Source organism: Mycetocola sp. 2940 (assembly GCF_040548835.1).
Classification (GTDB): Bacteria; Actinomycetota; Actinomycetes; order Actinomycetales; family Microbacteriaceae; genus Mycetocola_A.
The window spans coordinates 118,435-140,043 of the sequence record NZ_JBEPSK010000007.1 but is presented as its reverse complement, the minus strand read 5'-3'; the positions used below and the strand labels follow the sequence as shown (position 1 = coordinate 140,043).

Sequence of the window (21,609 nt, the reverse complement as noted above, 5' to 3'; positions counted from 1 at the left end):
GAGGCCCAGATGACGATGACGCCCGAACAAGCGACCTGGTTCGCCGGGGTCTGCGACCAGCTCGTCGAGAACGTCGAGCGGGTCCTCCTCGGCAAGAACCACGTCATTCGGCTGTCGTTCACCGCCCTTCTGAGCCGCGGGCACCTGCTGCTGGAGGACGTGCCGGGCACCGGCAAGACGTCGCTGGCCCGTGCCATGGCCGAGAGCATCGCCGGCACCTCGAACCGCGTGCAGTTCACCCCGGACCTCCTCCCCGGCGACATCACCGGGGTGAGCATCTACGACCAGCGCAGCGGGGAGTTCGCCTTCCACCGCGGACCGATCTTCTCGAACATCGTGCTCGCCGACGAGATCAACCGGGCCAGCCCGAAAACCCAGTCCGCGCTGCTCGAAGTGATGGAGGAGCAACACGTCACCGTCGACGGCGTCACCCACGCGGTCGCCTCGCCGTTCATGGTCATCGCCACGCAGAACCCGATCGAACAGGCAGGCACCTACCGGCTCCCCGAAGCCCAGCTGGACCGCTTCATCATGAAAACGTCGATCGGCTACCCGGACCACCAGTCGACGATCCGCATCCTCGAAGGATCGGATGCCGGGAACGGAGTGCTCAGCCCCGTGGCATCCGCGACGACCATCACGGAGATGACCCGCCTCGCGACGACCGTGCACGTCGACGCGTCGATCAACGACTACGTCGCCCGCATCATCGAAGGCACCCGGACCGCCACCGAGATCCGGCTCGGGGCGAGCGTTCGGGGGGCCCTCGCGCTGATCCGCACGTCCAAGACCCTCGCCGCGGTCTCCGGCCGGTCCTTCGTGATCCCCGACGACGTGAAGGCACTCGCCGACACGGTCCTCGCCCACCGCCTGATCCTCGACCCCGAAGCGGAGTTCGACGGAGTGAACCCCTCGAACGTCATCGCCCAGGTACTCATCGACACCCCGCCGCCCAGCGACAGCCAGGTGGCATAGGCCGACATGGTCAAGGGAAAGCACGCGGGCGGGACGACCCAGAGGAACGGTCTCACCCGCGCCGACGCGCCGACAGTGCTGGGGGAGACCCGGCTCGTCAACGCCAGGACCCGCCTCGTCGGGGAGCGGGAGGGAGCGCTCGCCGACTTCATCGTCGCCGTCGTCCGATCCTGGCGACGGGTGCGACGCGTGGCGAGGAGATGGTGGAAGGCGCTGGCCGCCGTCGTCACGCCCCTCGGCTGGGGTATCGCCGTCACGGTGATCATCGCGTTCCTTCTCGGTTACGGGCTCGGCTGGCTCGAACTCGTGGCGGTCGGCTGGGCGGGGCTGCTCGTCATGGTCGCTGCGGTTCTTTTCCTCATCGGCCGCACCTCACACGACGCCACACTGTCCGTCCCGGTGAACCGGGTGGTCGCCGGTGAGAGCGCCGTCGGCCAGCTCACCGTCACCAACCCGACCCGGCGGCTGCTGCCGGGGACCCGGATCGAGGTTCCGGTCGGTGAGGGGCTCGCCGACTTCCAGGTGCCGACGCTGTCGCCGTCCGGACGGTACGAGGACCTCTTCACCGTGCCGGCCCTGCACCGCGGCGTGATTCCCGTCGGGCCGGTGCGCGCCATCCGTGCCGATCCGATCGGCCTGGTCAGGCGCGAACGGGTGTGGGACGAGCAGATCGAGCTCTTCGTCCACCCCCGCACCATCTCGGTGCCGAGCATGAGCACCGGGTTCGTCCGCGACCTCGAGGGCAACCCGACTCGTGACCTCACCTCCAGCGACGTGTCGTTCCACGCCCTGCGCGAGTACATGCCGGGGGACGAACTCCGCAGCATCCACTGGAAGAGCACCGCGAAGACCGGTCAGTACATGGTGCGGCAGTTCGAAGAGACCCGCCGCAGCCACCTGATGATTGCGCTGAGCCTCGCCGACGAGGATTACGCGGGCGACGAGGACTTCGAGATGGCGGTGAGCGTCGTCGGGTCGCTCGGTGTGCGGGCCATCCGTGACGCCAGGACCCTGTCGGTCGTCGCCAGCGAATCGACCCCCGATTTTGCGCGGAGACGCCTGCTCGCGGTCAAGAACATCGCCGCCGTGACCGGCACCCGGCTGCTCGACGACCTGAGCCGGATCGACAGGTCCGAGACCGCGCTCCCGCTCGCCGACCTTGCGCGCGTCGCCGCCGACTCGATCGCCGGGATCTCGCTGGCGTTCGTCGTCTGTGGTGCGACGGTTCCGGTGACAGCGCTTCGCCATGCCGCACGACAGTTCCCGGTAGGCGTCGAGGTCATCGCGGTGATCTGCGACCCCGACATCGTTCCGAGCGTCAGACGGGCGGGCGAGCTGACCGTTCTGACGATCGGGTATCTCGAAGACCTGCAGCAGTCGATGGCCCGGGTGAGCGCATGACCAAACAGGCCTTCACTATTCCCACGACGGTGCTTTTCGCCGTCGTGGCGATCGCGGTGGCCTCCAGCGTCTGGTGGCCGGTCTACCAGACACAGCAGTTCGTTCTCGTCGGTGTCGGGGCGATCCTGCTCGGCACGGTCGTCGCGCTGGTGGGCTGGTTGTTCCGGCTGCACGGCGTCGTCGTGATCGCCCTCACGCTTCTCGTCTACTTCGTCGCCGGTGTGGCGCTGACCATGCCGGACCGGGTGATCGCCGGCATCCTTCCGCAACCGGAGGCGCTGCTGGAGCTGGTGACCGGGACGGCGACGGCCTGGAAAGAGCTCGTGACCATCCTCGTGCCGGTCGGGACCTACCAGGGCCTGCTGATTCCGGCGTACTGCGCCATCCTCGGCACGACGGTGATCACCGTGTCCCTTGCGCTCCGCGTGAAGCGGGGCGAAATCGCGGTGGTCTGGCCGATCGTGCTCCTGATTCTCGGGATCGCCTTCGGACGTGACGAGTCGTGGTTCCCCCTGGCGATCGGACTCGGCCTCGCCGCGATCACCCTGGGCTGGCTGATCTGGCTCCGCGGGTTGAGGCACCGCGCCCAGCTGCAGCGGCACGCCGCCGTCGTGGCGAGCGTTTCGCCGTCCCGACGCGAACGCCGCCGCGCGGGGATCGTCGGGGCGATGAGCGCCGCCCTCATCCTGGCCGTCGCGACGAGCGGCGGCGCGGTGCTGGCATCCGTCCTGGTCCCCGACGCACCCCGCAACGTGATCCGCAGCCACATCGAGCAGGCCTTCTCCCCGCGCGACTACCCGAGCCCGCTGTCGGCCTTCCGCCGCTACCTGCTCCCTGACGTCGTCGGCCAGCCCCTGCTCACGGTGTCCGGGATGCCGCAGGACGGGCGCCTCCGCCTGGCCACGCTCGACAGCTATGACGGGGTCGTGTACAGCGTGGGAGGACCGGAGAGCCCGAGCGCATCGGGAACCTTCGTGCGGGTGCCCTACCGCGTGGAGCAGGCGGCTCGTGGCGAACGCGTCTCGATGACCGTCGTGGTCGACGGGTACTCGGGAATCTGGCTGCCCGGCGCCGGGCACCTCGCCGAGATCGGATTCAGCGGCAACAATCGTGACGCGCTCACCGACTCGTTCTACTACAACGACGTCACCGGGTCGAGCGCCGTCGTCCGTGGACTGACGACGGGCGACGGCTACCGGATGACCTCGGTCGTGACTCCGACACCGTCGATGACCGAACTCGCGGACATCGCCCCGGGCACGGCGGAGCTCCCGCCGTTCGACGACGTGCCCGCCGCCCTCACCGACCGGCTCGACGCCTACACCGAGGGCATCGCAGCCCCGGGCGCGCGCCTCACGGCCATGCTCGACGGGCTGAAAACCGACGGCTACATCAGCCACGGCATCGGCCCCGACGAGCCGAACAGCAGGTCGGGCCACGGGATCGACCGCATCGAAGAACTCCTCACCGACTCGCCGATGGTCGGCGACGCTGAACAGTACGCCGTCACGGCAGCCCTCATGGCCCGGGAACTCGGGTTCCCCGCCCGTGTCGTGGTCGGATTCGTGCCCACGGAGACGGGCGCGACCGTCACCATCGCCGGGGGAGACATCAGCGCCTGGATCGAAGTGCAGGACTCCACCGGCCGGTGGCTGACCGCCGATCCCGTGCCCGTCGTCCGTGAGATTCCCGAGGAGGAACCCGAAGACCCGCGCAAGGTCTCCCGACCGCCGGCCATCGTCCAGCCGCCGCTCGACGAGGAGGACGAAGAGATCGACCGGGTTCCTCCGGCCGACAGCGAGCAGAACGAAGACATCGCCGTCGACCCGTTCCTCGCCGCGCTGCTCGCCGTCGCACGCGTGGCCGGCGGACTCCTGCTCGTCCTCGCGGTTCTTGCGGCACCCTTCCTCACCGTCATCGGGGCCAAGCGCCGTCGCAGGACGCTGAGGCGCAGGAGGACACACCCGGCCGACCGGATCCGCGGCGGCTGGCAGGAGTTCGCGGATTCGGCCGTCGACTACGGCCTCGAGGCCCCACCGTCCGCGACCCGCCGGGAGGTTGCGAAGGCCGTTGGCGGCAAGCGCGCGTACGCCCTCGCATCCGTCGCCGACCGGGCGACGTTCTCGCGGGAACGACCCAGCCACGAAGACGCCGACCGGGTCTGGGCTGCCGTCGACGACCTGCGAGGGTCACTCGCCACCGGTCGCACGCGGTGGCAGCGGTTCCGCGCGGCGAGTTCGCTGAGATCGCTGCGCGGCCGTCGACGCTGAGGGGCGAAAGCCGCTCTGAGCGGTAGGGTCGAACTCAATCCGGAAGGAGACCCATGCGGTTACAGGGAGTCGGCGTCGGACGTGGCATCGCCCACGGCACGGTCGTCCGCATGCCTGACCCGATCCCGGAGCCCGGCACCGGGCACCGCGACGCCGATGCCGACACCGAGTTCTCCCGGGCGGCCCAGGCGCTGCAAGCCGTCTCCGTCGACCTCGCCCAGCGGGCCGATCGCGCGGGGGGAGAGGCAAAGGGTGTGCTCGACGCACAGTCGATGATGGCGCAGGACCCGGCTCTCCTCGATGACGTCCGCTCGCGGATCTCCACCGGTCGCACCGCTGAACGTGCGGTGTTCGAAGCGTTCCACGGGTTCCAGCAGATGCTCATCTCCATGGGCGGTTACATGGCCGAGCGGGCGTCGGACCTCGGCGACGTCTCACAACGCGCCATCGCGCAACTGCACGGCGTCCCGGCGCCCGGGGTTCCCGACGTCGACCACCCGTTCGTTCTCGTGGCCCACGACCTCGCCCCGGCAGACACGGCAGCCCTCGACATCACCAAGGTCCTCGGGCTCGTCACGATCGGCGGGGGTCCGACGTCGCACACGGCCATCCTCGCCAGGTCGAAAGCGATCGTCGCCGTCGTCGGAGTTTCGGATGCCGCGTCGCTCGTCGACGGGACGACGGTCCTCGTCGACGCGTCAGACGGCAGTGTCATTCTCGACCCGACCCCGGACGACCTTGCCGCGGCCGAGCGTCGGCTGGCCGCGCGCCGGGTGGCGGCGCCGATCGGGCCGGGAAAGCTGGCGGACGGAACCGGCATCCCGCTGCTCGCGAACATCGGACGCCCGTCCGACATCGCGGACGCCCTGCTGCGCGGCGCTGAGGGCGTCGGCCTGTTCCGCACCGAGTTCCTGTTCCTCGGCACCGACTCCGCACCGACCGTCGCCGAGCAGCAGGAGCAATACCGCACGGTGTTCGCCGCCTTCGGAGGCAAGAAGGTGATTGTCCGCACCCTCGACGCGGGGTCTGACAAGCCGCTCTCGTTCCTGCCCACCGGCCACGAAGACAACCCCGCACTCGGCCTGCGGGGAATCCGCGCCACCCGCGTGCACGAAGCCATCCTGCGCGACCAGCTCGCCGCGATCGCCGCTGCAGCTGCCGAGACGGACGCCGATGTGGCCGTGATGGCGCCGATGGTGGCCGACGCGGCCGAGACCGGGTACTTCGTCACCCTGGCCCGCTCCATGGGGATCCCGGTGGCGGGCGTCATGGCCGAGGTGCCCTCGTGTGCGCTGGTGGCGGGGCAGGTGCTCGGGATCGCCGACTTCGTGTCGATCGGTACGAACGACCTGACCCAGTACACCCTCGCCGCCGACCGCCTGCTCGGGTCGGTCGCGTCGTACCAGGACCCGTGGCATCCGGCTGTCCTGCGCCTCGTGAAGCTGCTCGGAGACGCCGGCATCCAGTCGGGACGGCCCGTCGGCGTGTGCGGTGAGGCGGCCGCGGACCCGATGCTCGCCGTGGTGCTCGTCGGTCTCGGCGCCACGAGCCTGTCGATGGCGCCGTCGGCCCTTGCCGACGTGCGCACCGAGCTGCGCCAGCACACGTTGGAACACGCGCGGGCTCTCGCCGTGCGGGCGCTGGCCGCGTCGACGCCGGCCGAGGCGCGGGCGGCCGTGCGCACCTGAGGTGGCCCCGGCAGAGGGCCTCGAGATGCCGCAATTTGCTGCCTGAAGTACTCGCGAGCGACAAGGTCTGGCAGTTCACCCCCCGCATGACAGGTTGTGGCAAACCGAACGGGGGAGCCGAAGCCACGGTCGACCGGCCCGCGCGCGGGGAAGCCTCGCTCCATCGGGGAGCCGAGATGCCGCGAATTGCTGCCCGACGCGCTCGGGAGCGACAGAGTGTGGCATCTCGCGCCCGCGAATGACGGGTAGTGGCAACTCGAGCCTTGGCGCGCGCATCCTGGCCATCGATTGGCCACAGAAGGCTCCTCGCGGGCGATGTGAGGTGGATTCGAGGTCCCTTGAAACGCACGGTCACCCGTGGGCCTACTCGCGACCGCTGAGGTGCCGCAACGTGTCGCCCGACGGGCTCGGGAGGGACAAAAGGTGGCATCTCAAGCCCGCGAGCGACAGAGTGTGGCAACCCGACCGCCCCCAACGACGACACCCCCCGCTCCCGAAGGGGCGAGGGGTGTCGGGGACCGAACCCTACGGCTTGCCGCGCATGATGGCCTGCTTGACCTCAGCGATCGCCTGGGTGACCTGGATGCCGCGGGGGCAGGCATCCGTGCAGTTGAAGGTCGTGCGGCAACGCCAGACGCCCTCTTTGTCGTTGAGGATGTCGAGGCGCACCTTGGCTGCGTCATCCCGCGAGTCGAAGATGAACCGGTGCGCGTTGACGATCGCGGCCGGGCCGAAGTACTGGCCGTCGGTCCAGAAGATCGGGCACGACGAGGTGCACGCGGCGCAGAGGATGCACTTGGTGGTGTCGTCGAAGCGGGCGCGGTCGGCGACCGACTGCACGCGCTCCTTGCCAGCGCCCGGCTTGGACGACGCGATGAGGAACGGCTGCACCTCGCGGAAGGACTCGAAGAACGGGTCCATGTCGACGATGAGGTCCTTCTCGAGCGGCAGGCCCTTGATCGCCTCGACGTAGATCGGCTTCGAAATGTCGAGGTCCTTGATCAGCGTCTTGCAGGCGAGGCGGTTGCGGCCGTTGATACGCATCGCATCCGAGCCGCAGATGCCGTGCGCGCAGGAGCGGCGGAACGTCAGCGACCCATCCTGCTCCCACTTGATCTTGTGCAGGGCATCGAGGATGCGGTCGGTCGCGTACATTTCGACGTCGTAGTCGACCCACTTCGGCTGCTCGTCGACCTCGGGGTTGAAGCGGCGCACGATGAGGGTGACGGTGAACGACTCGATGACCTCGGGCGTCGGAGCCGGCGCGGCCTCGTCAAGAACGGCAGTCGACATGTCAGTACTTCCTCTCCATCGGCTGGTAACGCGTCATCACGACAGGTTTCCAGTCCAGGCGGATGTGATCGGCGGCATCCGAAGAATGCGGGTCGCCGGTCAGGTACGCCATCGTGTGCTTCATGTAGTTCTCGTCGTCGCGGTCCGGGTAATCGTCGCGCATGTGACCGCCGCGGCTCTCCTTGCGGTTACGCGCGGAAAAGACGACGACCTCGGCGAGGTCGAGCAGGAAGCCGAGCTCGACGGCCTCGAGCAGGTCGGTGTTGTACCGGCGGCCCTTGTCCTGCACGCCGATGTTCAGGTACCGGTCGCGGAGCTGGCCGATGATCTCGGTGACTTCGGCGAGCGACTCGTCGGTGCGGAAGACCTGAGCCTTCTTGTCCATCTCTTCCTGCAGCTCCCGACGGAGAACGGCGATCCGCTCCGTTCCCGGGTTGTTGCGGATGCCCTCGATCGCGTCGCGCACGGCCTTCGCCGGGTCTTTCGGAAGCGGCAGGAACTCAGCGGTCTGAACATAGGCGACGGCGTTGTTCCCAGCGCGCTTTCCGAACACGTTGATGTCGAGCAGCGAGTTGGTGCCGAGGCGGTTCGATCCGTGCACGGAGACGCAGGCGCATTCCCCGGCGGCGTACAGGCCCGGCACGACCGTGGTGTTGTCGCGGAGCACTTCGGCGTTGTTGTTGGTGGGGATGCCGCCCATCGCGTAGTGCGCGGTCGGCATGACCGGAACCGGCTCGGTCACCGGATCGACACCGAGGTAGGTGCGGGCGAACTCGGTGATGTCCGGCAGTTTCGTTTCGAGGACTTCGGCCCCGAGGTGGGTGCAGTCGAGGTAGACGTAGTCCTTGTTCGGACCGGCGCCACGGCCCTCGGCGACCTCCTTGACCATGCAGCGGGCGACGATGTCACGCGGTGCGAGGTCCTTGATGGTCGGGGCGTAGCGCTCCATGAACCGTTCACCGCTCGCGTTGCGGAGGATCGCTCCCTCGCCGCGGGCGCCCTCGGTGAGGAGGATGCCGAGGCCGGCGAGGCCGGTCGGGTGGAACTGGAAGAACTCCATGTCCTCGAGCGGAAGCTTCTTGCGCCAGATGATGCCCACGCCGTCACCGGTGAGGGTGTGCGCGTTCGACGTCGTCTTGTAGATCTTGCCGAAGCCGCCGGTGGCGAAGATGATCGCCTTTGAGTGGAAGACGTGCAGGTCTCCTGTGGACAGCTCGTAGGCCACGACACCGGCCGGCTGCTCCACTCCGTCGACGTCGCTCATGATCACGTCGAGCACGTAGAACTCGTTGAAGAAGTTGATGCCGAGGCGCACGCAGTTCTGGAACAGCGTCTGGAGGATCATGTGACCGGTGCGGTCGGCTGCGTAACAGGCCCGGCGCACGGGGGCCTTGCCGTGGTCGGAGGTGTGCCCGCCGAACCGGCGCTGGTCGATCTTGCCCTCGGGGGTGCGGTTGAACGGCAGGCCCATGTTCTCGAGGTCGATGACCGCGTCGATGGCCTCCTTCGCGAGGATTTCCGCGGCATCCTGGTCGACGAGGTAGTCGCCACCCTTGACGGTGTCGAACGTGTGCCACTCCCAGCTGTCCTCTTCGACGTTCGCGAGGGCAGCGGCCATGCCGCCCTGTGCCGCACCGGTGTGCGAGCGCGTCGGGTAGAGCTTCGAAATGACTGCGGTCCGCGCGCCTGGGCCGGCCTCGATGGCCGCCCGCATTCCGGCGCCGCCGGCTCCTACGATCACGATGTCGAACTGGTGGTAGTGCACTCCGTCGATGATCGTGGAGTCGTTTTCTACAGTCACAGATGCGTCCAAAATATTCAGTTAGTCGTTACGCTGCAGCGCAGAACGAGGGAAGGAGGTCGGCGGGCTGGCCGGCCGGGCACGGGTCGAAGGTGAAGACGACGAGGGTGCCGAGCAGGATGAGGATCCCGACGGAGGCGAGGATCGCGAGCTTGAACGCGGCGCGGAGCTTCGGACCGCGGGCGTAGTCGTTGACAAGCGTGCGCATGCCGTTGCCACCGTGGATCAGGGCGAGCCAGAGCATGGCGACATCCCACCACTGCCAGAACGGGTCGGCCCACTTGCCGCCGACGAAAGCGAAGTCGATGGCGCTGACGCCGTCGCCGACGATGAGGTTCATGAACAGGTGGCCGAAGATCAGCACGACCAGCACGACACCGGAGACGCGCATGTAGATCCAGCCCCACTTCTCCCAGTTCACGCCCTTGGAGCGGGCGGGACGGAGCGGCGTGCGGGGAGCGTCGAGAGTTGCAGACATTGTGCTTCCCCTCCTAGTGGCTGAAGACGTTGATGAGATGGCGCGGCGTGAAGGCCAGCATCGTGAGAACCCAGAGGGCGATCACGACGTAGAACATGACCTTCTGGTAGCGGGTGCCCTTCGACCAGAAGTCGATGAGGATGATCCGCAGGCCGTTGAAGGCGTGGAACACGATGGCGCCGACGAGGGCGACCTCACCGAGGCCCATGATGGGTGTCTGGTAGGTGCCGATGACCGCGTTATACGCCTCAGGTGAGACACGGACGAGCGCGGTGTCGAGGATGTGCACCAGAAGGAAGAAGAAAATGGCCACACCGGTGATGCGGTGCAGGACCCAGGACCACATTCCCTCGCGACCGCGGTACAGCGTTCCCGAGGGGCGTGGAGACGTGGTGGAATCCAATGGTGGTGTTCTAGCAGTCTGCACTGACAACGAACGGCCCTCCTGAGCTTGAAGCGTTCCGGCCGCCTGAAGCGGCCCTGCGTCACAACGGCGCGTAGCCCTAGTCTACGGTCCGGGGGCACCAGTCCGCCGGTAAGGCCAGCCTAAGTATCTTGACGTCGAGAGATTCCGGCGGGCGGGCATCGTGCGGGCCTGCCGGTACTCTGGGGACCATGACCAGTCCTCTTGAACGCTTCTACAGTGTGATCCCCGCCGGCGGCATCGGATCCAGGCTCTGGCCGTTGTCACGGGCGGATGCCCCGAAATTCCTGCACGATCTCACCGGCTCCGGCAGCACCCTCCTGCGCGCCACGTGGGATCGGCTCGTGCCCCTGTCGGGTGAGCAGCGCATCATGGTGGTCACGGGCCGGTCGCACCGCGCCGCGGTCGAATCCCAGCTGCCCGACCTGGCCGACCACAACGTCGTGCTGGAAAGCGACCCCCGCGACTCCTCCGCGGCCATCGGCCTGGCCGCCGCCATCCTCGCGCACCGGGAACCCGACGTCATCATCGGCTCCTTCGCTGCCGACCACGTGATCCGCGGCGACCGCCTGTTCCGCGCCGCCGTGACCCAGGCGGTCGCGACCGCCGACGCCGGCTACATCACCGCCATCGGCATCCAGCCCACCGAGCCGGCGATCGGCTTCGGCTACATCCACTGCGGCGCACCGCTCGACGTTCCCGGCGCCGACTCGGCGCTCCTCGTCGACTCGTTCGTCGAAAAGCCGAACCTCGCGACCGCGAAGAAGTACGTGTCCGGCGGGGCCCACCTCTGGAACGCCGGCATGTTCATCAGCCGTGCGGACGTGCTGCTCGAGGAACTCAAACGCAACCAGCCGGAGCTCCATGCGGGACTGGTGGAACTGGCATCCGTCTGGGACGACCCGGCAACCCGCGGACCCGCCGTCGACCGGATCTGGCCCACCCTGACCAAGATCGCCATCGACTACTCCGTCGCCGAGCCGGCCGCCGCGGCCGGCCGGCTCGCCGTCGTGCCCGGCCACTTCGACTGGGACGACGTCGGGGACTTCGCCTCCCTCGCCAAACTGAACTCCAGCGGCCGCAAGACCGACCTCGCCATCCTCGGCGAGAACGCACGAGTGCTGTCGGATGCGTCGAGCGGCATCGTGGTCAGCCAGACCAGCCGCGTGATCAGCCTCATCGGCGTGAAGGACATCGTCGTCGTCGACACCCCCGACGCCCTCCTGGTGACCACGAGCGCGAACGCGCAGCGGGTCAAGAGCGTCGTCGACGCGCTGAAACTGTCCGGACGCGACGACGTCCTCTAGGCGGCACGGTCGCCGCGGGCCGGGTTGACCGGTGCCCTTTCTCCGGTTGAGAATTGCGGCACCACGGCTCCGCACAAACGGAGCCGGCTACCTGCCCTCGTCCCCGGGGACGCGGGCGTTTGGCGGTGTGCAATGGACCAGCCTGACCTCTCGGCCCTCCGCGAACGGATCGGGGGCACGCTCGTGCTGGACGGTGATCCGGGCTTCGACGACGCCCGGCGGATCTGGAACGGGATGATCGACCGCCGTCCGGTCGCGGTGCTCCGCGTCGCATCCGTCGACGATGTCGTCGCCGCGCTTGCGTTCGCCCGTGAGGCATCGCTGAGCGTCGCCGTCCGCGGTGGGGGACACAATGTCGCAGGGAACGGCAGTGTCGACGCCGGCCTGGTCATCGACCTCGGGGGACTGGCCAGTGTGGAGGTCGACGCCGGCGAGAGGACCGTTCGCGTCGGTGGCGGAGCGAGGCTCGGCGACGTCGACAGGGCGACGGCGGAATACGGGCTCGCCGTGCCGCTCGGGGTCGTCTCGCGCACCGGCGTCGCCGGGCTGACGCTGGGAGGAGGCGTCGGCTGGCTGCTGCGCGCCCACGGGCTGTCGATCGACAGCCTGCTCTCCGCGGACGTCGTGACGGCATCCGGAACCCTGGTCCGGGCGAGCGCACGTGAAAACCCCGACCTGTTCTGGGGTCTCCGTGGAGGCGGGGGCAATTTCGGAGTCGTGACGTCGCTGACGTTTCGGGCGCACCCGATACCCGCACCGGTGTTCGCCGGCAATCTCATCTACCGGCCCGACCACTGGCGGCAGGCGCTGCTCGCCTTCGACGAATGGGGGCGAACACTCCCCGACGAGCTCACCGCGATCGCCACCTTCATCGTTCCGCCGCCGGACTGGGAACTCGGTGCGGATCCGCTGCTCCTCGTCGGCTTCGCCTGGAGTGGGGCGGATGCCGCGGCGGGCGAAGCCGCCATCGAACCGCTCCGGCGGGAAGCTCCCCCCGACCTCGAAGCCATCGAGCCGATGACCTGGCCCCAGTGGCAGAGCGCCGTCGACGACACCTTTCCGTTCGGCGTTCGCGCCTATTGGAAGAACACGTCGTTCGACCGGCTGGACGAGGAGGTCGCCGACGTTCTGGTCAGGCGGGCCCTGGAACAGACCTGGCAGGGCACAGGGTTCGACATTCACCTCATGGGCGGCGCGTTCGCGCGCGTGCCAGAGGGCGACACGGCCTTCCCGGCGCGATCCGCCCGGTACTGGCTCAACATCTACGGCTTCTGGGCGAACGAATCGGATGACGCCGACCGGATCCGGTTCGTCCGGGGGTTCGCCGATGACATGGCCGGCTTCTCCTCCGGCGGGCAGTACGTCAACTTCATGGCCGCGGAGGACCCGGCACCCGCCGGGGTGGCGCCCGCGCCGGTGTACGGGGAGGAGACGCTCCGGCGCCTCGGCGCGGTGAAGGCGTCGTGGGATCCGGACAACGTGTTCCGGCTCAACCACAACATCCTGCCGGGTTGACCGCCCCGGTTTCGCCGGTGCGTTCAGATGTCGTTGCCGAGCGCCCGGAGCGCGCGGTCGGCGGCGCCGCCGAGACCGAGGTCGGCGGACAGTCGGCGGGCGGCCGCCAGCGACTCCTCCGGCAACGGGCGGATCCGGGCATCCGGTGTGGCGAGGTCCAGTGTGCGCACCACGCCGACCACCGTCGGTGCGACACGGAGGTAGTCGGACGCCGCGAGGATCTTCGCCCGCACCGATTCGGAGAGGCCCGCACCCCGTTCGGCCGCGGCCGCGACGATCGCGTCGAGGTCGCCGAACGTGCCGAGCAGTCCTGCCGCGGTCTTCTCGCCGACGCCGGCGACCCCCGGAAGACCGTCTGACGTGTCACCCCGGAGCGCGGCGAAGTCGGCGTACTGGTGCGCCGACACCCCGTACTTCGTCAGGATGACCTCTTCGGTGAGGACCTCGAGTTTGCTCATGCCGCGGGCGGTGTAGATGACGCGGACGTCGGAGGCGTCGTCGACGAGCTGGAACAGGTCACGGTCGCCGGTGACGACGTCGACCGGGCCGCTGGCCTGCGTGGCGAGGCTTCCGATGACGTCGTCGGCTTCGTGGTCGTGAGCCCCGACGATCGCGATCCCGAACGCGTCGAGCACCTGCCGGATGAGCGGGATCTGTGCGACGAGCAGGTCGGGAACCTCTTCGACGTCTGGTGCGCCCTGAAGGAGGGCCGCCACCCGGTGCTGCTTATAGCTCGGGATGAGATCGACCCGCCACTGCGGGCGCCAGTCGTCGTCCCAGCAGGCGACGAGCTCGGTCGGCTCGAAGTCGGTGACGAGTCGGGCGATGAAGTCGAGCAGACCCCGGACGGCGTTCACCGGGGTCCCGTCGGGGGCGCGGAGCGTGTCCGGCAGCCCGTGGAAGGCCCGGAAGTACAGCGACGCGGTGTCAAGAAGCATCAATCGCCCGTTCATGCTCTGATTGTGGCATGCCCGGCGGAATCGGCGGAGCTTGCTCGCCCGTAGGATATTTCGCTCTTCTGAGCACGCGCGGACGGGGTCCGTGCTCATGAGAGCGACAGTGACACCCGTTAGAGGGTTGCCCCTAGGCTCGCGTCGAACAGCTATGTAACGCTTCTGTTTCGAGGGGTCTTCAGAGCGCAAAGGCCCTCGTAACATTCGGTAACGTACCCATACCCTTGCGAGTCCCGCGGGGCAGCATCCTGGAGGTCACATTGACTATCAAAACCCGTAAGGTCGCCTTCACGGGCCTTGCAACGGCAGGCGTCATCGCCCTGCTCGCCGGCTGTGGGCAGGCGCCTGCAGAGAACGGCAACGGTGCCGAGGAAGAGGCTCTCGACTTCACGCCGTGCATGGTGTCCGACGCCGGCGGGTTCGACGACAAGTCGTTCAACCAGCTTGGCTACGAGGGTCTCACGGAGGCAGCCGAGGAGCTCGGCGTCGAGCCGATCACCGTCGAGTCTGCCGCCGAAACGGACTACTCCGCCAACATGACCAACCTCGTCGACCAGGGCTGCAACCTGATCGTGTCCGCTGGCTTCCTGCTCGAAGCAGCAACTGCCGAGGCAGCGGAAGCAAACCCGGATGTGGACTTCACCATCATCGACTCGTTCATCGACCTCGATGACGACGGAGTGCAGGACGAGGGCTTCGACAACGTCAAGCCGATTCTCTACGACACCGTCCAGGCCGCCTTCATGGCCGGATATGCCGCAGCAAGCTACACCAAGACCGGTGTCGTCGGCACGTACGGCGGAATCCCGATCCCCTCGGTGACGATCTTCATGGACGGATTCGTCGAAGGTGTCAACTACCACAACGAGCAGAAGGGCACCGACGTCAAGGCCCTGGGCTGGGACGTCGACGCGCAGAACGGTTCGTTCACCGGTGGCTTCGCAGCGGGAACCGAGTCACTGAACCTCGCCAAGGGACTCATCGACCAGAACGCTGACGTGCTCCTCCCCGTCGGTGGCCCGATCTTCCAGAGCGCTGTTGAGGCAATCAACGACTCGGGCAAGGAGATCGCCATGATCGGTGTCGACGCCGACCTGGCTGCCAACCCCGACATCGCCGGGAACGAGCTGTTCCTCACCTCGATCCTCAAGGACATCAAGGTGGGTATCGGCGACGTCGTTCGCGAGTCCGCCGAGGACGAGTTCGACGCTACGCCCTTCGTCGGAACCCTCGAGAACGACGGTGTGGGCCTTGCGCCGTTCGCCGCCTTCGAAGACAAGGTGAACCCCGACCTGCAGGCAGAGCTGGACGAGATCCGGGCCGGAATCGTCGACGGTTCGATCGAGGTCTCCTCTCCCTCGTCGCCGTAGCGCTACGACCGCAGGAATCACTCTGTAGCGGGGAGGCCGGCACCGCCGGCCTCCCCGCTTCACTGGGGTCCCAGCACGTGCACGTCCAATCCGGCAAAACGCCGGGTGCCGCCGCGCGACGCCCTTCCATAGAATCAGGAACCATGAAGCTAGAACTTCGCGGCATCACGAAGCGATTCGGTGCCCTGGTCGCAAACGATCACATCGATCTCACCGTCGAGGCCGGAGAGATCCATGCCCTGCTCGGCGAGAACGGCGCGGGCAAGTCCACCCTGATGAACGTGCTCTACGGCCTGTACCAGGCCGACGAAGGCCAGATCCTGCTCGACGACGTCGTCCAGCACTTCGCCGGCCCCGGCGACGCCATGGCGGCCGGAATCGGCATGGTGCACCAGCACTTCATGCTCATTCCCGTTTTCACGGTGGCCGAGAACGTCATGCTCGGCCACGAGCAGACCACGTTCGCCGGCCGGCTCGATCTCGAGGCCGCGCGCGCGAAGGTTCGGGAGATCTCGGCGCGGTTCGGATTCCACGTCGACCCGGATGCCCTGATCGAGGATCTCCCCGTCGGAGTGCAGCAGCGGGTCGAGATCATCAAGGCGCTGTCGAGGGACGCCAGGGTCCTCGTCTTCGACGAGCCGACCGCCGTCCTCACTCCGCAGGAAACCGACGAGCTCATGGTGATCATGAAGCAACTGCGTGAATCCGGCACGTCGATCGTCTTCATCACCCACAAACTGCGCGAGGTCCGCGAAGTCGCCGACCGTATCACCGTCATCCGCCTCGGAAAAGTCGTCGGCGAAGCATCCCCGACCGCGACGAACACCGAACTGGCCTCGCTCATGGTCGGACGTGCCGTCGAACTGACCGTGCAGAAAAACGAACCGAAGCTGGGCGACGCCGCCCTGGTGGTCCGCGACCTCACTGTGGTCGACCCGCGTGGCCAGGCCGTCGTCAGGAACGTGAGTTTCGAGGTCCGCGGTGGAGAAGTCCTCGTGCTCGCCGGCGTGCAGGGCAACGGCCAGACGGAGCTGACCGAAGCGCTCCTCGGGCTCCAACCGCATGTCACCGGAACGATCGAACTCGACGGAAAATCCCTGCGCCATCGAAACATACGGAAGATTCTGGATGCCGGCGTCGGCTTCGTGCCCGAGGACCGCACTGAGGACGGGCTCGTCGCCGAATTCTCGATTGCCGAGAATCTCATGCTGGACCGAAGCACCTCGAAGCCGTTCGTCAAGGCGGGAAACCTCCAACTCGGATTCCTCGCTGAATTCGCTCAGGACAAGAAGGACGAGTTCGACATCCGTTGCGAATCGATCAACTCGCGGGCGGGTCAGCTCTCGGGCGGCAACCAGCAGAAGGTCGTCCTCGCCCGCGAACTGAGCCGTGAATTACGGCTGTTCGTCGCGGCGCAGCCGACTCGCGGCCTCGACGTCGGTTCGATCGAGTTCGTGCACAAGCGCATCATCGCCACGAGGGACCTGGGACTTCCTGTGATCGTCGTCTCGACGGAACTCGATGAGGTCGTGGCGCTCGCAGACCGGATCGCCGTCATGTACCGCGGAAGCATTGTAGGAATCGTCCCCGCGGACACACCCCGCGACGTACTGGGACTGATGATGGCCGGAGAGACCCCGGCACGGACGGGTGAAGCAGCATGACCGAAACCACCGCCGAGAAGGAACCGGTCCCCACGGCCGTGCCGGCCGAACCGAAGCGCGATGACCGCTGGTCGCAAGCCATGCGCGACATCGTCGGCGGCAGTGTGATGATCTCGATCCTGGCCGTCTTCCTCGCACTCGTCGTCGGCGCCATTCTCATCGCCCTCACCGACCCGCGCGTTCAGGAAACAGCCGGGTACTTCTTCTCCCGCCCCGGCGACATGCTCAGCGCCATCTGGCAGGCCGTCTCAGGCGCATACGGCGCGCTCTTCCAGGGCTCGATCTACAACTTCCGGCGAGACGGGTTCCTCGCGGGGATCAAACCGCTGACCGACACCCTGACCTACGCGACACCGCTGATCGTTGCGGGACTCGGCGTCGGCCTTGCGTTCCGCGTCGGCATGTTCAACATCGGTGGGCGCGGCCAGATGCTCATCGCCGCGGCGGCCGCTGGCTGGGCCGGCTTCGCGCTCGACCTTCCGCCGGTACTGCACCTCATCGTCGCGGTGCTGTTCGGCATGGTCGGTGGTGCCCTCTGGGGAGGAATCGTCGGCCTCCTGAAGGCCAGGACGGGTGCGCACGAGGTCATCGTGACGATCATGCTCAACTACGTCGCGCTGTACCTGATCTCCTTCCTCCTCCGAACCCCCGGCGCCCTGCAGGCCCCCGGCAGCAATAACCCGAAAACTCCTGCGATGAAGGAGACGGCGGTCTTCCCCGACCTGCTCGGCCCACAGTACAACCTGCATGCAGGCTTCCTCACGGCGATCGCGGCCACGGTCTTCATCTGGTGGCTGCTCAACCGGTCAAGCCTCGGGTTCCAGTTCCGCGCCGTCGGTGAGAACCCGAATGCCGCCCTCGTTGCCGGCATCAACGTGAAAAACGTCTACGTCTACACCATGCTCATCTCCGGAGGGCTCGTAGGCCTCGCCGGTGTGAACCAGGTGCTCGGAACAGTCACCAGCGGCTTCAGCTCAGGCATCGACGCCGGAATCGGGTTCGATGCGATCACCGTGGCCCTGCTCGGCCGGTCACGGCCCGTCGGGATCTTCGTCGCCGGCGTCCTGTTCGGTGCGTTCAAAGCCGGAGGATTCTCGATGCAGGCGGCAGAGGGCATCCCGATCGACATCGTCCTCGTCGTGCAGTCGTTCATCGTGCTGTTCATCGCTGCACCGCCGCTGGTGCGCGCAATCTTCCGCCTCCCGACTCCTGGGACCGCGCCGCGCCAGCAACAACCGAACGTCACCAAGGAGGTGAAGGTGAAGTGAGCACCCTCACCGAACCCGAACGGTCCCACGCAGTACCGGCAACACCGACCGTCGTGCTGCGCAGCTGGAAGGCGCCCATCGCCCTCGCCCTCTTCGCCCTGATCGGCCTCCTGCTGTTCGTTGTCGGTTCTCCTGAGGGAACGACGCGGTTCCAACTGTCCCAGGGCTCCGACTTCATCCAGTTGCCCGCGCCGGAGCTTCCGACCTTCGCCACAGGCGTGGTCATCACCGTCGTGCTCCTGGCGATGGCGGCGTGGGCGTTCTACCGAGTCTCCACATATCGGAAAGTGCCCATCTGGTTCATCGCCGTTTTCGCGGTGCTCTTCATGACCGGATTCCTGACCTGGGCGGCGGCCGGGGCGAGCGTGCCGGTACCCGGGCTGCTCATCGGAACCGTCAGTCTCAGCGTCCCCCTCATCTTCGGCGCGATGGGCGGAGTCATCTCCGAGCGGGTCGGGGTGGTCAACGTTGCCATCGAGGGACAGCTCCTCGCCGGCGCGTTCGTCTCGGCGCTGATCGCCTCGGTCACAGGCAATCTCTACCTCGGCCTCCTCGGCGCGGCCGTCGCCGGAGTGCTCGTGTCATTCGTGCTCGCGGCGTTCTCGATCAAGTACTTCGTCGACCAGGTCATCGTCGGTGTCGTCCTCAACGTTCTCGTGGTCGGGCTGACGAGCTTCCTCTACTCCCAGGTACTGACCGAAAACCCGCAGCTTCTGAACTCGCCCCCGCGGTTCAGCCGGATCGAGATCCCCGTGCTCGGAGAGATTCCGATTCTCGGGCCGGTCCTCTTCAAGCAGACGATCATCGTTTACATCATGTACGTCGTCGTCGCCCTGGTGTACGTCGGGCTGTTCCACACCAAATGGGGTCTCCGTGTGCGAGCCGTGGGAGAACATCCCACAGCCGCCGACACCGTCGGCATCAACGTGACAGGCACCCGGTTCTGGAACGTCTCGCTCGCCGGCGCCATCGCCGGGCTCGGCGGCGCGTACTTCACTCTCGGCGCCGTCGGTGCGTTCGGCAAGGAGATGACCGCGGGCGCCGGCTTCATCGCGCTTGCCGCGGTGATCTTCGGACGGTGGGATCCCATCCGCGCCACCCTCGCGGCTCTGCTCTTCGGTTTCGCGACGAACCTGCAGAACGTGCTGGGAATCATCGGCTCACCGGTGCCCAGCGAATTCATGCTCATGCTGCCGTACGTCGTGACCATCTTCGCCGTCGCGGGCCTCGTCGGACGATCACGCGGCCCCGCGGCATCCGGTAAACCATACATAAAGGCGTGAACGAACGATGAGCGATTCAATCGACTGGGGTGCGCTGCGCGAAGCGGCGACGGATGCGATGGCGAAGGCCTACGTTCCGTATTCGAAGTTTCCGGTCGGGGCGGCCGCGATCGTCACCGACGGGAGGATCATCAGCGGCTGCAACGTCGAGAACGCGAGCTACGGCCTGACCCTGTGCGCCGAGTGCGCCCTCGTGTCCATGCTGCACCTGACCGGCGGCGGGCAGCTGGTCGCGTTCACCTGTGTCGACGGGGAGGGCAACACGCTCATGCCGTGCGGCCGGTGCCGGCAACTGCTCTTCGAGCACGCCGTGCCGGGGATGCTGCTGGAAACCGTTTCCGGCATCCGCACCATCGACGAGGTCCTGCCGGACGCCTTCGGCCCACGCACGCTCAACGAATACGCCGGGGTACCCACCGATGACCGCATCTGAGGCCGCGCTCGAGGCGTTCGACGCCGTCGACCTCATCCGCACCAAGCGCGACCGCGGAGAGCTCTCCACCGACGAGATCAACTGGCTCATCGACGCGTACACGCGTGAGTACGTCGGCAACGAGCAGATGGCGGCGCTGGCCATGGCGATCCTGCTCAACGGGATGACGCGGCGCGAGATCCGCGACATGACGCTCGCCATGATCTCGTCGGGCGAGACCATGGACTTCTCCGGACTCGGCAAGACCACCGTCGACAAGCACTCAACCGGAGGCGTCGGCGACAAGATCACCCTCCCGCTCATGCCGCTCGTGGCATCCTTCGGGGTCGCTGTGCCGCAGCTCTCAGGCCGTGGGCTCGGGCATACGGGAGGGACCCTCGACAAGCTCGAGTCGATCCCGGGCTGGCGTGCCGACCTGTCCAACGAGGAGATGTTCTCGATCCTCAGGGATGTCGGCGGTGTCATCTGTGCTGCCGGCGCCGGGCTGGCTCCCGCAGACAAGCGGCTCTACGCCCTGCGCGACATCACGGGGACGGTCGAGGCGATTCCGCTCATCGCCTCGTCGATCATGTCGAAGAAGATCGCCGAGGGCACGAGTGCGCTCGTGCTCGATGTGAAGTTCGGGTCGGGCGCGTTCATGCAGGACTACGCCAAGGCCGAGGAGCTCGCCCGCACGATGGTGTCGCTCGGGCAGGATGCCGGCGTTCGCACGTCGGCGCTGCTGACGAACATGAGTGTGCCGCTCGGGCTCGCGATCGGTAATGCCAATGAGGTGCGGGAGTCGGTGGAAGTGCTCGCCGGCGGCGGGCCCGCGGACATCGTGGAACTCACCGTGGCGCTCGCTCGTGAGATGCTCACCCTGGCCGGGCAGCCGCACGCCGACGTCGAGGAGGCTCTGCGTGACGGCCGCGCCATGGACACCTGGCGTCGCTCGATCTCGGCCCAGGGCGGCGACCCGGATGCCGCGCTGCCGGTCGCGCGGGAAACCCACACCGTGACCGCTCCCGCCGATGGGGTGCTTGTGCGACAGGAGGCGCTGCCGTTCGGTATCGCCGCGTGGCGCCTCGGTGCCGGACGCGCGCGTGCGCAGGACCCGGTGCTCCACGCATCCGGAGTCGACCTGCACGTCAAACCCGGTGATGTGGTGCGGGCCGGGCAACCGCTGTTCACCCTGTCGGCCGACGATGCGGGTCGTTTCCCGCGGGCGCTTGAGGCGATCGAGGGCGCGTGGGAACTCGCGGCCCCCGGTACCGCGTACGAGCCTGAGCCCCTGGTGCGCGCCCGCATCCAATAGTCGCGCCGGCGCGGCGGCGTCGCGTCGTGTGTGCCGTCGAGTTGACGGGTTTCGTCGCTCGTCGTGCGGGGGAGCGACAGGTTGTGGTGTTTCGACCGGGCCAGCAGCATTTTGTGCGAACTCGACGGGTGCACGTGCTGGGTGCGTTGCGCCGGGTGCGAGCTCGCGGATAGGGCCACGCGCAACCCGCGG

General features: G+C 67.4%; 17 protein-coding genes. 12 read left to right on the top strand and 5 right to left on the bottom strand.

Annotation, left to right across the window (positions count from 1 at the left end):
- Positions 1-9: 9 nt before the first annotated feature.
- Genes ABIE24_RS11820 through ptsP form a run of 4 tightly spaced genes read left to right on the top strand, consistent with a single transcriptional unit; the run spans position 10 to position 6,334 of the window.
- Complete coding sequence (locus ABIE24_RS11820) at positions 10-975, top strand: AAA family ATPase (protein WP_354499872.1); 966 nt, start codon at positions 10-12, stop codon at positions 973-975.
- Positions 976-981: 6 nt separating this feature from the next.
- The gene (locus tag ABIE24_RS11815; RefSeq protein WP_354499870.1) at positions 982-2,376 is read left to right on the top strand and encodes a DUF58 domain-containing protein; all 1,395 of its coding nucleotides are present in this window, start codon (positions 982-984) and stop codon (positions 2,374-2,376) included.
- Complete coding sequence (locus ABIE24_RS11810; protein ID WP_354499868.1) at positions 2,373-4,646, top strand: transglutaminaseTgpA domain-containing protein; 2,274 nt, start codon at positions 2,373-2,375, stop codon at positions 4,644-4,646. The genes ABIE24_RS11815 and ABIE24_RS11810 overlap by 4 nt, the downstream gene beginning before the upstream one ends.
- A gap of 53 nt (positions 4,647-4,699) precedes the next feature.
- Positions 4,700-6,334 carry a phosphoenolpyruvate--protein phosphotransferase gene (gene ptsP, locus ABIE24_RS11805; protein WP_354499866.1) on the top strand — a complete coding sequence of 545 codons (1,635 nt, stop codon included), beginning with the start codon at positions 4,700-4,702 and terminating at the stop codon, positions 6,332-6,334.
- A 525-nt stretch (positions 6,335-6,859) separates the two neighbouring features.
- On the opposite strand, the gene ABIE24_RS11800 is transcribed toward ptsP, so the two are convergent.
- From ABIE24_RS11800 to sdhC, 4 genes are read right to left on the bottom strand one after another with little or no spacing between them, the layout of a single operon-like run.
- Positions 6,860-7,627 carry a succinate dehydrogenase iron-sulfur subunit gene (locus tag ABIE24_RS11800; protein ID WP_354499864.1) on the bottom strand — a complete coding sequence of 256 codons (768 nt, stop codon included), beginning with the start codon at positions 7,625-7,627 and terminating at the stop codon, positions 6,860-6,862.
- 1 nt (position 7,628) lies between these two features.
- Positions 7,629-9,428, bottom strand: a complete 1,800-nt coding sequence (gene sdhA / locus ABIE24_RS11795) for a succinate dehydrogenase flavoprotein subunit (protein WP_354499862.1) — start codon at positions 9,426-9,428, stop codon at positions 7,629-7,631.
- Between the two features lie 28 nt (positions 9,429-9,456).
- Positions 9,457-9,906, bottom strand: a complete 450-nt coding sequence (locus ABIE24_RS11790) for a succinate dehydrogenase hydrophobic membrane anchor subunit (protein ID WP_354499860.1) — start codon at positions 9,904-9,906, stop codon at positions 9,457-9,459.
- Positions 9,907-9,919: 13 nt separating this feature from the next.
- Entirely contained in the window at positions 9,920-10,339 is a 420-nt protein-coding gene (sdhC, locus tag ABIE24_RS11785; RefSeq protein WP_502916275.1) for a succinate dehydrogenase, cytochrome b556 subunit, read from the bottom strand.
- A 182-nt stretch (positions 10,340-10,521) separates the two neighbouring features.
- Here sdhC and ABIE24_RS11780 point away from each other — a divergent pair, with 182 nt between their 5' ends.
- Both ABIE24_RS11780 and ABIE24_RS11775 read left to right on the top strand, forming a co-directional pair.
- Positions 10,522-11,637 carry a mannose-1-phosphate guanylyltransferase gene (locus tag ABIE24_RS11780; protein WP_354499857.1) on the top strand — a complete coding sequence of 372 codons (1,116 nt, stop codon included), beginning with the start codon at positions 10,522-10,524 and terminating at the stop codon, positions 11,635-11,637.
- A 132-nt stretch (positions 11,638-11,769) separates the two neighbouring features.
- Positions 11,770-13,152 carry an FAD-binding oxidoreductase gene (locus ABIE24_RS11775; protein ID WP_354499855.1) on the top strand — a complete coding sequence of 461 codons (1,383 nt, stop codon included), beginning with the start codon at positions 11,770-11,772 and terminating at the stop codon, positions 13,150-13,152.
- 23 nt (positions 13,153-13,175) lie between these two features.
- Here ABIE24_RS11775 and ABIE24_RS11770 read toward each other — a convergent pair whose 3' ends face one another.
- Entirely contained in the window at positions 13,176-14,105 is a 930-nt protein-coding gene (locus ABIE24_RS11770; protein WP_354499853.1) for a 5'-3' exonuclease, read from the bottom strand.
- A 260-nt stretch (positions 14,106-14,365) separates the two neighbouring features.
- On the opposite strand from ABIE24_RS11770, the gene ABIE24_RS11765 reads away from it, so the two are divergent.
- The 6 genes from ABIE24_RS11765 to ABIE24_RS11740 all read left to right on the top strand — a co-directional run bounded on the left by ABIE24_RS11765 (position 14,366) and on the right by ABIE24_RS11740 (position 21,417).
- Complete coding sequence (locus ABIE24_RS11765; protein ID WP_354499851.1) at positions 14,366-15,475, top strand: BMP family lipoprotein; 1,110 nt, start codon at positions 14,366-14,368, stop codon at positions 15,473-15,475.
- Positions 15,476-15,618: 143 nt separating this feature from the next.
- Positions 15,619-17,139, top strand: coding sequence for an ABC transporter ATP-binding protein (locus ABIE24_RS11760; protein WP_354499850.1), 1,521 nt, complete (start codon positions 15,619-15,621; stop codon positions 17,137-17,139).
- Positions 17,136-18,407, top strand: a complete 1,272-nt coding sequence (locus ABIE24_RS11755) for an ABC transporter permease (RefSeq protein WP_354499848.1) — start codon at positions 17,136-17,138, stop codon at positions 18,405-18,407. The genes ABIE24_RS11760 and ABIE24_RS11755 overlap by 4 nt, the downstream gene beginning before the upstream one ends.
- The gene (locus ABIE24_RS11750; protein WP_502916274.1) at positions 18,404-19,690 is read left to right on the top strand and encodes an ABC transporter permease; all 1,287 of its coding nucleotides are present in this window, start codon (positions 18,404-18,406) and stop codon (positions 19,688-19,690) included. The genes ABIE24_RS11755 and ABIE24_RS11750 overlap by 4 nt, the downstream gene beginning before the upstream one ends.
- A gap of 7 nt (positions 19,691-19,697) precedes the next feature.
- Entirely contained in the window at positions 19,698-20,123 is a 426-nt protein-coding gene (locus tag ABIE24_RS11745) for a cytidine deaminase (RefSeq protein WP_354499846.1), read from the top strand.
- A complete protein-coding gene (locus tag ABIE24_RS11740; RefSeq protein WP_354499844.1) occupies positions 20,110-21,417 on the top strand; it encodes a thymidine phosphorylase in 1,308 nt (435 codons plus the stop codon). Before ABIE24_RS11745 ends, ABIE24_RS11740 begins: the two co-directional genes overlap by 14 nt.
- Positions 21,418-21,609 lie beyond the last annotated feature (192 nt).